Source organism: Pseudomonas sp. HLS-6, assembly GCF_002753995.1.
Lineage (GTDB): Bacteria > Pseudomonadota > Gammaproteobacteria > Pseudomonadales > Pseudomonadaceae > Aquipseudomonas > Aquipseudomonas defluvii.
This window is the reverse complement of record NZ_CP024478.1, coordinates 1,219,800-1,232,990: the sequence shown is the minus strand read 5'-3', so window position 1 is coordinate 1,232,990 and position 13,191 is coordinate 1,219,800. Positions and strand designations below refer to the sequence as shown.

Sequence of the window (13,191 nt, the reverse complement as noted above, 5' to 3'; positions counted from 1 at the left end):
ACTACTTCTCGTCAGGGTAATTGGGGACTTCGGCCAAACGTCGCAGTCCATTGAAATGTTCAGGGTCTTCCAGAAAGCGCAGCATTACCTTACGCCAAATCGGGTCGTTGAAGGTCTGCACATGACCACCACGGGTCAACTGCAGCACGCGCGGTGGTGGGGCCGCCTGATACAGACGGATACCATTGACCATGGGTACGGTGGTGTCGTCGATGCTGTGGTAGATCAACTTCGGAACCCCGGACAATTGCCCGACCGAGCGCACCGCGCTGTCGCCATCCGGCACCAGCCATGACAGCGGAACCTGCAAAGGCCAGGTCAACCAGGTCGAACTCAAGGCACTACGCCCGACATCCCGGTAACTGGCCGGCACTCCGTCGAAGACCATGGCCTTGAACCGATGTGATTGCTCAGGGTGTTGCGCCAGGTAATGGATGGCCAGGGCGCCACCCAGGCTTTGCCCCAGCAACACCAGCGGCTTGCCCTGCGCTTCAGGCGCCTGCTGCAGCCAGTCCATCGCCGCGGCAATGTCGTCATAGACTTCAGGCAAACTCGGCGTGCCTTCCGACAAGCCATAGCCCCGGTAGTCGATCATCAACACCTGATAGCCATGCTCCGGTAGCCACCAACTGCCGCCCAGGTGCAACGCCAGGTTGCCACCATTGCCATGCAGGTGAAGCACCGTCCCCTTGACCGCTACACCCTCCTTGGCCGGCAACCACCAACCATGCAGGCGCGTACCGTCTGCAGCGATCAGGGTGAGGTCACGGTACTCAAGCTTGGCCCGCTTCGGTGTGAAGGGCTCGCCCGGCTCGGGGTAAAACAGCAAGGCACTGCAGCCGGCCAGACTCAACAGCACAAGAAGCAGGCACAGCGGCCTGCCAAGGACGTCAGAGAATGTTCGAGTAGTCGGCTTCAATACGGTCCAGGCTCAAGTGATTGAGGAAGTTGGAGAAGCACATCCAGGCCGACAGCGCGTTCAAGTCGCGGAACTGCTCGGGCAGGTACTTGGGCGGCTCCACCAGGCCTTCGTCGACCAATTGGCGAAGAGTCCGCATATCTTCCAGCGTCGTCTTGCCGCAAAACAGCAAAGGAATCTGCTCAAGCTTGCCTTTACGCACGGCCAACTGAATATAGTTGTAAACCATGATAAAGCCCTTGAGGTATGACAAGTCCTTGGTAAATGGCAACCCATTGGGCACCGAGCCACGAAACACGCGGCTGGCATTGCCATAGCTCTCCTGCATGCCAAACCCTTGAGCGCGAAAGAACTCGAACACCTGGAGGAAATCGGCCCCCTCCTCGACCATGTGAATGGCACGGGTGCGGTTGGTCAGCTTGCGCAGCCGGCTGGGGTACGAGGCGAAAGCAATCACCTCCATGAGGATCGCCAGCCCCTCCTGGGTGACCGTGGAAGAAGGCGGGCCTTTGGACAGGAAGGTACAGATTGGCTGGTTCAGGCCGTTGAGGGTGGTGCCGACATGCACCAGCCCCTCATGGACCTCCAGCGCGCGGACATCGCGGTTGTTGAACATCGCGTCAGCGCGGATCTTGATGTAGTCGGCACCGGCCGCCGCGTCGGCGACGATACCGTCCGACTCGAATACACGGATGGTCTCTTCCGCCTCACCGAACACCTTGTTCAAGCGATGCTGGAGTATTTCCACGGCCTGCTTGGCGGTAAGGTTCTTCGGCTCGTCCTTCAGGTCACCCAGGCAATCGATGTTGTTCAGGTAGTCGGAGAGCATCAGGCCCAGATCGGACAGGGTCGGGTCACCGGCATGAAAGGCATCGGATGCGGCGCCATAGAGCTCCTGGGAGATCAGCCCGAAATCCTCGGTGCCGCGCGCTTCGAGCATGCGCACCACCATGCGGTACTCCTTGCACATGCGTCGCATGATCTGCCCGACCGGGTTGAACTGGCCAAGCTGGCGCGTAATGTCACGCTCGATGTTCTGAAACTCAAGCTTCACCGCACTGGAGTCAAAGGACAGTGGTCGACCTTGATAGTACTCACGGTCCACCTTCGGCAACTCTTTACCCTTGGCCTTGAGGAACCCCTGGCGGATGCTATCGTCCCACTTCACCGCATCGAGCACGCGGATCGGCGTCTGTGCCTGAACAATGCGATCAGACAGGCCGCGTATCGTCTGCTGGTACTCGTCCACACCACACTCCTTGCTTCGAATCGGTTATTTGCCTGCGCGCTGGAACCGCGCGACTTCGATGAACAGATCGGAGTTGGCAGGGTCATCCAGATAGGCGAAAACCTGTTGTGCAGGGCTGTCGATCAAGACACCCTCACCATTATCTTCCGGCACTTCGTAACGTTGACCACTGAGTGCCTTCTGCTCCAACGCCTGGTTGATCCGTTCAACATCAAGGTTGTAGAGCACTAACTCGTTGCTACCGATCACGTCAAAACCAGCAATCAGGAAGTTTCCGCCGAGCTTTTTCGGCACACCAGCCGAGAAATACCAGCGATTACCGTGACGCGAGACCGTGAAGGTGTATTCCTGGCGTGGCTTGCCCTTGGCCGTGGCCACTGCCTTGTAAGCATTGCCCCCCGTGCGACTGATCAGCAGTTTCAAGGGTTCGCCCCAGGCATCCTTGCTGCTCCAGTTACCGAGCAACGCCTTGGGCGCCGGCTGATTCGCCGGAATGGGTTCATTGAAGGTAACCAGACAACCGCCAAGCAGTAAAAACGACAAGGCCAACAGCACACGCCAGGCTTTCATCAGGTTCTCCTTGAAATGGATCGTGCCTTAGACCGCAGCCAATACCAGATGCAGGTATCGCGTAAGAATAGCGAGCATCTGTGCTTCGGCGTGCGGTCGTTCAGCATCGAGCAGGCCCTGATATTCCATCTGCTCGATTATCGCCGTCAACACCAAGGCATCCTGCTGAGGTTCACGCGACCCCACGACCTGAAGCATCTGGCCCGCGCCGCGTAGCAAAATCTGCTCGTGCGACTTGACCAGCTCGGCCAATTTCGGACACAGCAGCGCCTCCTGGCGAAAGGCCTGCTCGGCCATCAGGAAGTTACGGCGGTTATGCAGTTGGCGTTGCACATACTCGCTCATCATCTTCGCCACTTCGTCGGCCAGGCGCGCTCGGGATTGTGGACTGCCGTCGCCCTGAGACAACAACTGACGCAACACCACTTCGGTGTGCTCCCAGAGCTTGGCCATGTACGCAGCGCTGCGCTCCACGTACTGGGCAAAACTGTCGATCAGCAGGTCTTCGATATCCTTGAAGTAGTAGGTGGTGGCCGACAAGGGTACCCCGGCCTCGGCGGCTACTGCACGATGCCGCACACCCCGCACGCCATCACGGACAACGATGCGCATCGCCGCGTCGAGAATCTCCTGACGACGCTGCTCACTGCCACGACGGCTCGCCTTGCGCCCCTGGTACTGAACACTTTCCGCCACCGCTGTGGCCACGCCAGCAGCACCTTGTTGAGCCATTGCAGGAGTCACTACAGGTCTACCTCTATGAATTACTGTCGATTCGATCAACTTATTGCGGGCAAGAAAAAGCCGCCCCGGAAGGCGGCTTGTTCAGTACGCTCAGGCCTGTGGGCGCATGTGCGGGAACAGGATCACGTCACGGATCGACGGCGAGTCAGTCAGCAGCATGACCAGGCGGTCGATACCAATGCCTTCACCGGCGGTAGGCGGCATGCCGTACTCCAGGGCACGTACGAAGTCGGCATCGTAGTGCATGGCTTCGTCGTCACCGGCATCCTTGTCGGCCACCTGCGCCATGAAGCGTTCGGCCTGGTCTTCGGCATCGTTGAGCTCGGAGTAGGCGTTGGCGATTTCACGGCCACCGATGAACAGCTCGAAACGGTCGGTGACGTTCGGGTTCTTGTTGTTGCGACGTGCCAATGGTGACACTTCGAACGGGTATTCGGTGATGAAGGTCGGCTGCTCGAGTTTATGCTCGACCAGTTCTTCGAAAATCATGGTCTGCAGCTTGCCCAGGCCCTCGAAACCTTTGACGTCGGCACCGGCCTTCTTGGCCAGGGCGCGCGCCTTGTCGATGTCCTGCAAGTCGGCAGCGGTGATTTCCGGGTTGTACTTGAGGATCGAATCGAACACAGAGATACGCTGGAACGGCTCGCCGAAATGGAACACCTTGCCCTGATACGGCACGTCAGTGCTGCCCAGAACCAGTTGCGCCAGTTCGCGGAACAGTTCTTCGGTGAGGTCCATGTTGTCTTCGTAATCGGCGTACGCCTGGTAGAACTCCAGCATGGTGAACTCAGGGTTGTGACGAGTCGACACACCTTCGTTACGGAAGTTGCGGTTGATCTCGAACACACGCTCGAAACCACCGACCACCAGGCGCTTGAGGTACAGCTCCGGGGCAATACGCAGGAACATTGGCAGGTCCAGCGCGTTGTGGTGGGTTTCAAACGGCTTGGCCGCGGCACCGCCAGGGATGGTCTGCAGCATCGGCGTTTCGACTTCGAGGAAGTCGCGCTTGGCCAGGAAACTGCGGATGTGGCTGATGACCTGCGAGCGAACGCGGAACGTCTGGCGGGTGTCTTCGTTGACGATCAGGTCAACGTAGCGCTGACGGTAGCGGGTTTCGGTATCGGTCAGGCCGTGGTGCTTGTCTGGCAGCGGGCGCAGCGACTTGGTCAGCAGGCGCACGTTGGTCATTTCCACGTACAGGTCGCCCTTGCCTGAACGCGCCAGGGTGCCTTCAGCGGCGATGATGTCGCCCAGGTCCCAGGTCTTGACCGCAGCCAGGGTTTCTTCCGGCAAGGTCTTGCGGTTGACGTAGACCTGGATACGACCGGTCATGTCCTGAATCACCATGAACGAACCACGGTTGAGCATGATACGGCCGGCAACCTTGACCGGGATCGCTGCAGCTTCCAGCTCTTCCTTGGTCTTGTCGACATACTGTTTCTGCAGGTCGTTGCAGTAGCTGTCACGGCGGAAGTCGTTGGGGAAGGCCTGACCCTGTTCGCGCACAGCGGCAAGTTTTTCCTTGCGCAGGGCGATCAGGTTGTTTTCTTCCTGTTGCAGGTCTTGCGGATCGAGTTGTAGGTCGCTCATGTCTTCACATTTTCCATCACGGGTTCGTTGCCCTCGCCCGTCGGGCGAGGGACTTGTGGCAGGTCTCGGAGGGGTTATAGCCCCTGCTTGAGACTGGCCTCCAGGTATTCGTCGAGATCGCCGTCGAGCACCTTGTCGCAGTCGCTGCGTTCGATGCCGGTACGCAGGTCCTTGATCCGCGATGCATCAAGCACGTAGGAACGGATCTGATGCCCCCAGCCAATATCGGACTTGCTGTCTTCAAGGGCCTGGGAGGCGGCGTTACGCTTCTGCATTTCCTGCTCGTACAACTTGGCCCGCAGCATTTTCATGGCGGTGTCCTTGTTGGCGTGCTGGGAGCGTTCGTTCTGGCAGCTGACCACGGTGTTGGTCGGGACGTGGGTAATCCGCACCGCCGAGTCGGTGGTGTTAACGTGCTGACCACCGGCACCGGACGAACGATAGGTATCGATTCGCAGGTCGGACGGGTTGATATCGATTTCGACCTTGTCGTCGATCTCGGGCGAGACGAACACCGCCGAGAACGAGGTATGACGGCGGTTGCCGGAGTCGAACGGGCTCTTGCGCACCAGGCGGTGAACACCGATCTCGGTGCGCAACCAGCCGAAGGCATACTCACCCTTGATATGCAGGGTGGCGCCCTTGATACCGGCCACTTCGCCTTCGGACAGCTCCATGATCGTGGTATCGAAGCCGCGCTTGTCGGCCCAGCGCAAGTACATGCGCAGCAGAATGTTGGCCCAATCCTGAGCCTCGGTACCGCCGGAACCGGCCTGGATGTCCAGGTAGGCGTTGTTCATGTCCATCTCGCCGCTGAACATGCGACGGAACTCGAGCTTCTCGAGCGCGACGCGCAGGCGGTCGAGTTCACTGACGACGTCCTCGACAGCGGCTTCGTCGTCTTCTTCAACGGCCATGTCCAGCAGGTCACGGCAATCGGCCAGGCCACCGGACATTTCGTCCAGGGTCTCGACGATCTGCGCCAGCATGGCGCGCTCACGGCCCAGTTCCTGGGCGTATTCGGGCTTGTTCCAGACGTTCGGGTCTTCAAGCTCGCGGTTGACTTCGATCAGGCGCTCATGCTTTTGATCGTAGTCAAAGATACCCCCGAATAGTCTCGGAGCGCTCGGTCAGGTCCTTGATGGTGTTCAGGATCGGGTTGATTTCCATGGGCGGGCAGCTCTCGTGCGTAATCTGTCAAAAGCCGGAGAGTATAACGCACTCAAATGCCTGCGGCAGCCCGCCCGACGGCCTGCCGCAAGAAAACTCGCCTCAGGCCACCCCGACCTGGTTGCGCCCGCCATTCTTGGCCAGGTACAAGCCTTTGTCCGCCGCCGAAATCAGCTGCCGGCAATGGCTACCAACCGCTGGGATGTGCGTCGCCAGGCCAATACTGACCGTCAGGCTTGAGCCGGCCTCTGGCAGGGTGTGCGCAATCTGCAGCGCTTCCACGGTCTGGCGCAATTTCTCGGCTACCAGGCGGGCGCCGCCCGGAGAGGTGTTGGGCAGCACCAGCGCGAACTCCTCACCGCCATAGCGCGCTGGCAAGTCGCTGGGCCGGCTGCAGGAACTGCGAATGGCCTCGGCGACCTTGCGCAAGGCCTCATCGCCGGCCAGGTGACCAAAGGTATCGTTGAACGCCTTGAAGTAGTCCACATCAATCATCAGCAGCGACAACTGTGTCTGCTCGCGGATTGAACGGCGCCATTCCAGCTCAAGGTACTCGTCGAAGTGGCGGCGATTGGACAACCCGGTCAAGCCATCGGAGTGCATCAACCGCTGCAGCACCAGGTTGGTGTCGAGCAACTGTTGCTGGCTGACCCGCAAGGCCCGGTAGGCCTCGTCACGCTGCAGCAGGGTCAGGTACGAGCGCGAGTGGTAACGAATTCGCGCCACCAACTCGATGTTGTCCGGCAACTTGACCAGGTAATCGTTGGCACCGGCAGCAAACGCGGCGCTCTTGACCAGAGGGTCTTCCTTGGTGGAAAGGACGATGATTGGAATGTCCTGGGTGGCCGGATTGCTGCGGTATTCGCGTACCAGCGTCAGGCCATCAAGACCGGGCATGATCAAATCCTGGAGGATCACGGTCGGCTTGATACGGATAGCCTGGGCCACTGCCTGATGAGGGTCGGCACAGAAATGAAAATCGATGTTCTCTTCCAGGGCCAGGCCGCGTCGCACCGCTTCACCGATCATGGCCTGATCATCTACCAGCAGAACCATCGCTGAATTCTCATTGGTGCTCGGAAAGCCACTGATCGGTAAATCATTCATGCGCTGTCACCTGGCCTCTGCCGGCCAAACGGCCCGCTTCAATAGATATTGTCATTTTGAAAAAATTTCCAGCAGTCGGGGGGCAATGCGTTCCAGCGAACGAACCTCCACCGCTGCATCAATGGCCGCAGCAGCCTTGGGCATACCGTAAACGGCGCTACTTTGCTGATCCTGGGCGATCGTCAGAAACCCCTGCTGGCGCATCAACTTCAACCCCTGGGCACCATCACGGCCCATACCGGTAAGCAACACACCGACCGCATCACCACGCCAGAACCGTGCCACGCTCTCGAAAAACACATCGATCGAGGGACGATAGATTTCGTTCACCGGTTCAGCGGTATAACCAAGGGTGCCATTACTCAACAACCGAATGTGGTGATTGGTTCCCGCCAGCAACACCTGGCCGGGCTGCGGCGGCTCGCCTTCAATGGCCAGGCGTACGTTCAAGCCTGAAGCACTCGCCAGCCAGTCGGCCATGCCGGCGGCAAACACCTGATCGACGTGCTGAACCAGAACGATCGCGGCGGAAAAGTTGCGCGGCAGGCCCTTGAGTAACACTTCGAGTGCGGCCGGACCACCCGCCGAAGAGCCAATGGCAACCAGCCTCTGACGCTGCGCCGCATCCCGCAAGTGTGTGTTCAACGGCTGCAGCGCGGCATTGCGCTGGCCGATCAGCCAGCTGATGTTGAGGATCTTGCGCAACAGCGGGGCCGCCGCCTCTCTGGGCTCACCGCCGCCCAAGGCGGGCGTATCGACCACATCCAGGGCGCCATGTCCCATGGCCTCAAAGACCCGGTGCACATTCTGTTTACGGTCGACCGTGACGATGACGATGGCGCAGGGTGTTTCGGCCATGATCCGCCGGGTAGCCTCAACACCATCCATCACCGGCATGATCAGGTCCATCAGGATCAGGTCCGGGAGCAACTCGGTGCAACGCTGCACCGCCTCGGCACCGTTGCTCGCGACCCAGACCACCTGATGCGCGGGCTCAAACGCCAAGGCTCGGCGCAAGGCCTCAACCGCCAAGGGCATATCGTTGACAATGGCGACTCTCATCCCTGTGCTCCCCCGATCAGTTCCACCACGGCATCGATCAAGGCATCATCGTGAAAACTGGCCTTTGCCAAATAGTAGTCGGCACCGGCATCAAGTCCACGTCGGCGATCCTCTTCACGGTCCTTATAGGAGACCACCATCACCGGCAGCGACTGCAATCGATTGTCACGACGCAGCAGGGTAACCAGTTCGATACCGTCCATGCGCGGCATGTCGATATCGGTGATGAGCAAATCAAAGTCTTCGCTGCGCAGGGCATTCCAGCCATCCATCCCATCAACCGCTACCGCGACGTCATAACCGCAATTGCTCAGCAGCTTGCGCTGCAGCTCACGCACGGTCAGCGAGTCATCGACCACCAGAATGCGCTTGCGTACGCTGTTGCTGGCAACGCCCCGACCACGCTCAATGCGCTCCAGGCTACCGGTACTGAGCAGCTTTTCAACCGAGCGCAGCAAGTCCTCCACATCAATGATCAGGACCACCGAACCGTCATCCAGCAACGCACCGGCAGAAATATCCTGGACCTTGCCCAAACGGGCGTCGAGCGGCATCACCACCAGTACCCGCTCACCGATCAGGCGCTCGACCGCAACCCCATAGAGTGTCTCGCGCTCACGGATCACCACCACCTTGATGCCTTGCCCATCAGAGGCGCTAGCCGGCCTGTTCAATAGCTGGCTAGCCGCGACCAGACCGATATGCCGGCCTTCATGCCAGAAGTGCTGACGCCCGTCGATCTGCACGACCGCCTCAGCCGGCAACTCCAGCGTGCGTTCAATATGGGCCAGCGGGAAGGCATAGGCCTCTCCCCCCACCTCAACGACCAGGCTGCGCACCACTGACAAGGTCAGTGGAACTTCAAGGTGGAAACAGCTGCCCTGACCGCTGACCTGGGTCAACTCGATTGACCCACGCAGTTGGCGGACCATGTGCTGCACAGCGTCAAGCCCAACACCACGGCCGGAGACTTCAGTCACGGTATCGCGCAAACTGAAACCGGGCAGGAACAGGAAGGTGAGCAGTTCGGACTCACTCATCTGCGCCACGGTTTCCGCAGGGGACAACTGGCGCTCGACAATGGCGTGACGTAAGTGCTCCAGATCAACCCCGGCACCGTCATCGCGCAGTTCCAACACCAACAATCCCGCCTGATGCGAGGCGCGAAGACGAATTCGACCCTCCAGAGGCTTACCCGCCAATAAGCGCTGCTCAGGCGTTTCGATGCCGTGATCAACGGCGTTGCGCAACAGGTGCGTCAAAGGCGCTTCGAGCCGCTCAAGCACATCGCGGTCGACCTGCGTTTTTTCGCCTTCGATTTCCAGCCGCACCTGCTTGTTCAGCGAGCGACCGAGGTCGCGCACCATGCGGCTCTGTCCCGTCAGTACATCGGCGAAGGGACGCATCCGGCAGGCCAGCGCGGTATCGTAAAGCAGTTGCGCGCGCTGGCTGGCCTGCCAGCCAAACTCGTCAAGGTCCGCGGCCTGTTGCAGAAGGATCTGTTGCGTTTCACCCAATAGGCGCTGTGCCAACGCCAGCGCTTCCTGCACTTCAGCGCTCTGACCGCTTGCTTCCAATTGATGCTTCAGGCCATCAAGGGCTCGAATACTCTGGTTCTGCATGCGCTTGAGCCGCTGCAAGGTGGCCAGGTAAGGCTTGAGCCGCTGCGTCTCGACCAACGACTTGCTCGAGAGGTCCAGCAGGCTGTTCAAACGCTCGGCGGTCACCCGCAACACGCGCTCCGAGCCCTCACTGCTGCGCTTGCCACGGCGCCCGCTTACCGGCACGGCAACAACGGGCTCGTCTGGCGGCGCCAATGGCGCAGGCTCGGGCATCGACAGGTGCTCGGGCGCGCTGGACAGGAGTGCCGGCGGACTGACAACTGGGGCGCTGGGGATGGGCGGTTCGGGAACGACCGCAGCAGTCGCCGCCGGATCCAGCAGCACCGCCATCTGCACCAGAAACGCCTGGACCGCCGCATCAATCGAAACATCGCCAGGGGTGGCGATGCGCATCAACAGGTCCGTGCCCTGCAGCAGGGCGTCGATATGTTCCGGGCGCAGAAACAACCGCCCCTCCTGCGCACCAACCAGGCAATCTTCCATGACGTGGGCAACGCTGACCCCGGCGTCAACCCCGACAATGCGCGCTGCGCCCTTGAGCGAGTGCGCCGCACGCATACAGGCTTCCAGTTGATCCGCCTGCCGCGGATTGCGCTCCAAGGCCAACAACCCGGCGCTCAGCACCTGGGTCTGCGCTTCGGCCTCAAGGCTGAACAGTTCGAGCAACGACGCATCACGCATTTGCTCTGGGGTCATGACAGGCTCCGGCTCACGGCAGACAGCAATTGTTTTTCATCCAGCACCCGCACCGTGCGCCCACGCCATTGCAAAACAGCCTCGGTAAAGCGCTCTTCGGGCGGGCTGTCCTGAGTCAGCCGGAACAGCTCAAGGGCATGAATGCCCTCTACTTCGTCAACTGGCGCCACGACAGAGCCACCTTCGGCGGCCAGAATCAACATCCGTGGTACCACACGCGACACCGTCGAGGTTGACGCGCCCTCCTCAAGCCCAAGCAGGTACCCCAACGACAGGCATGGCACCAGCGCCCCCCGCACATTGGCAACCCCCTGCAGTACCCGGGAACGCTGATGCGGCAAGGAGTGCACCGATTGCAGCGGCGCGACTTCCACCAGGCAGCGCGATGCCAAGGCCAGCCACTCATCGCCTAATCGAAACAACAGCAAGGACCGTGTAGGGCCAATGTTCTGGACACTCTCCGCTTGCTGATGCGCATCCTGAGACAGGGCATAACGGTCAAGCAAAAGGGTTGCCGCAGCCGCATAAACAGCGCAGTTACGACAATGAACATGCTCGACCAACAACGCGCACTGCTTGTCGCCGTGAACACCGATGCGATTCCAGCAGTCGTCGATACTCGGCTGGTCGCTGGCAATCACACTCCATGCTTTGTGCTCGTTCATCGTTCAGACTCCCGTTCCAAGCGTCCCGCTCGCTCCTGCAATCGACGCGCACCGACCAGGTCACCCTGAGAGGCCAACAAGGCGGCCAGATGAACCAGCGCCTCAGGGTGCTGCGGCTCCAGATACAGGGCCTTGCGGTAGTACCGCACAGCGTCAGCACTGTCACCGGCAGTATCGGCAAGCAGCCCCAGCCAATAGAACACCTGGGCGCAAGGCTCATGCTCGCGCAAGTAACGCTCGCACACGGCACGTGCTTGCGCACTGCTGCCGCTATTGGCCAACTGGGCAATCTGTGCCAGCAATTGCACAGCGGTCTCAGTGCTGGCCTGTGGCTGTGGTTGCGGCTTGAGCTGAGGCGCGGTAAATGGCCGTCGCGCAGGTTCCAGCACCGGGCGGGGTACAACCACTGGTGCCGGTTTCAATACCGGCACAGGCTTGCTGACCGGCAGCTCCGCCGGCAGTTCCACCGGCGCCTGACGGACATAGGCAAATGATTGGGGAATACCCAAGGGACGCATACCCAGGCGCGCCAGCAGGCTGCCCTCGGCCGGGCCAATGAACAAGACCCCTTCTTCGTGGGTCAGGCTCTTCAGCACTTCAAAGACCCGTTGCTGAGTGGGCACGTCAAAATAGATCAGCAAATTGCGACAGAAGACGAAATCGTACGTCCCTTCACGCGTGCGCAGCATCGGGTCCAGTACATTACCAACCTGCAAGTTGACCTGTTGCCGCACGCGTTCATCCAGTCGATGCCCCTCGGCACACTCACTGAAATGCGTCTGGCGAAAATGCTGCTGCTGGCCACGAAACGAGTTTCGGCCATACACAGCCTGTTTCGCACGGGCTATAGAGCCGCCACTGATGTCGATACCATCCACACGAAACGCTTGCGCTGGGACGCCAGCATCCAGCAAGGCCATGGCTATCGAGTAGGGCTCTTCGCCGGTCGAACACGGCAGGCTGAGAATACGCAATGGCCTGCTACCCGCGATCACGGCCAGTCGCTTGAGGGCCAGGCTGGCCAACGCCGCGAACGACTCCGGGTAACGAAAGAACCAGGTTTCAGGGACAATGACCGCCTCGATCAGCGCCTGCTGCTCTTGGCTCGACTGCTGCATTTGCAGCCAATAGTCGTCCAGATCACGTGCCGAAACCGCAGCGCAGCGCTGATGCAAGGCGCGCTCGACCATTGCTTCACCCACCGAGGCGACATCCAGGCCAATACGTTCCTGAAGAAAGCGAAAGAAGCGTTGCTGGCTGCTCATGCCTGCTGCTCCTGGCCCGCTTCGGCTAAGGCCGGAAACAGCAACTGGCGCACCTCATCGCTCAACAGCGCCTGAACCCCAATCCACTGCAGCAGGCCTTGCGCATCTTCGCGCACCGGCCCCAGGTAAGGCGCCTGGCTGTTATCCAGGCCGTAGGGGCGAAATTCATCAGGATCACAGCGCAAGGTGTTGCTGGCCTGCTCCAGAATCAGCCCCAGCAACAAATCTGGCCGTTCGGGATCGACACGGTAATGCACCAGTACCAGTCGGGTGCTGGTACGCACAGGTGCCGGTTGGCCAAAGCTCAACGCGCCAACATCAATCACCGGCACCAGAGCGCCCCGGTGGGCCAGCACCCCGGCCACCCAATGTGGCGCCTGGGCAATAGGCTTGAGTGGCAAACGTGGCAACACCTCAACCACTTCATGGGTGTCGAGGGCAAAACGCTGATCACCAATGCGAAACAACAGGAAGAGTCTGCCCTTGTTGGCCGCATCCGCGCTGCCGTGTGCCGGGAGGTCGTTCATCG

At 60.2% G+C, this 13,191-nt stretch carries 12 protein-coding genes; all 12 read right to left on the bottom strand.

The window, feature by feature from the left end; genetic code table 11:
• Window position 1: 1 nt before the first annotated feature.
• Window positions 2-919, bottom strand: a complete 918-nt coding sequence (locus tag CS390_RS05560) for an alpha/beta hydrolase (RefSeq protein ID WP_099773687.1) — start codon at window positions 917-919, stop codon at window positions 2-4.
• A complete protein-coding gene (locus CS390_RS05555) occupies window positions 891-2,168 on the bottom strand; it encodes a flavohemoglobin expression-modulating QEGLA motif protein (RefSeq protein ID WP_065761725.1) in 1,278 nt (425 codons plus the stop codon). Before CS390_RS05555 ends, CS390_RS05560 begins: the two co-directional genes overlap by 29 nt.
• Window positions 2,169-2,192: 24 nt before the next feature.
• Complete coding sequence (locus tag CS390_RS05550; RefSeq protein ID WP_065761726.1) at window positions 2,193-2,738, bottom strand: hypothetical protein; 546 nt, start codon at window positions 2,736-2,738, stop codon at window positions 2,193-2,195.
• A 27-nt stretch (window positions 2,739-2,765) separates the two neighbouring features.
• Window positions 2,766-3,470, bottom strand: a complete 705-nt coding sequence (locus tag CS390_RS05545; RefSeq protein ID WP_065761727.1) for a TetR/AcrR family transcriptional regulator — start codon at window positions 3,468-3,470, stop codon at window positions 2,766-2,768.
• A gap of 102 nt (window positions 3,471-3,572) precedes the next feature.
• Window positions 3,573-5,075, bottom strand: a complete 1,503-nt coding sequence (gene lysS, locus CS390_RS05540) for a lysine--tRNA ligase (RefSeq protein WP_065761728.1) — start codon at window positions 5,073-5,075, stop codon at window positions 3,573-3,575.
• A gap of 74 nt (window positions 5,076-5,149) precedes the next feature.
• Window positions 5,150-6,245 (bottom strand): peptide chain release factor 2 gene (gene prfB, locus CS390_RS05535; RefSeq protein ID WP_099773686.1). Its coding sequence is split into 2 segments (ribosomal slippage): window positions 5,150-6,172 and window positions 6,174-6,245, totalling 1,095 coding nucleotides; the frame shifts between segments, so codons are not numbered across the junction.
• Between the two features lie 102 nt (window positions 6,246-6,347).
• Window positions 6,348-7,352 (bottom strand): PleD family two-component system response regulator, encoded by a 1,005-nt coding sequence (locus tag CS390_RS05530; RefSeq protein WP_099773685.1) that lies wholly within the window; start codon window positions 7,350-7,352, stop codon window positions 6,348-6,350.
• Between the two features lie 51 nt (window positions 7,353-7,403).
• Entirely contained in the window at window positions 7,404-8,414 is a 1,011-nt protein-coding gene (locus CS390_RS05525) for a chemotaxis response regulator protein-glutamate methylesterase (RefSeq protein ID WP_099773684.1), read from the bottom strand.
• On the bottom strand, window positions 8,411-10,732 hold the full coding sequence (locus tag CS390_RS05520) for a hybrid sensor histidine kinase/response regulator (protein WP_099773683.1): 2,322 nt from the start codon (window positions 10,730-10,732) through the stop codon (window positions 8,411-8,413). The genes CS390_RS05525 and CS390_RS05520 overlap by 4 nt, the downstream gene beginning before the upstream one ends.
• The gene (locus CS390_RS05515) at window positions 10,729-11,397 is read right to left on the bottom strand and encodes a chemotaxis protein CheW (protein ID WP_065759939.1); all 669 of its coding nucleotides are present in this window, start codon (window positions 11,395-11,397) and stop codon (window positions 10,729-10,731) included. Before CS390_RS05515 ends, CS390_RS05520 begins: the two co-directional genes overlap by 4 nt.
• Window positions 11,394-12,662: a protein-glutamate O-methyltransferase CheR gene (locus tag CS390_RS05510; RefSeq protein WP_065759940.1), complete on the bottom strand. Its 1,269-nt coding sequence runs from the start codon at window positions 12,660-12,662 to the stop codon at window positions 11,394-11,396. Before CS390_RS05510 ends, CS390_RS05515 begins: the two co-directional genes overlap by 4 nt.
• On the bottom strand, window positions 12,659-13,189 hold the full coding sequence (locus CS390_RS05505) for a chemotaxis protein CheW (RefSeq protein WP_065759941.1): 531 nt from the start codon (window positions 13,187-13,189) through the stop codon (window positions 12,659-12,661). The genes CS390_RS05510 and CS390_RS05505 overlap by 4 nt, the downstream gene beginning before the upstream one ends.
• Between the last annotated feature and the right edge of the window lie 2 nt (window positions 13,190-13,191).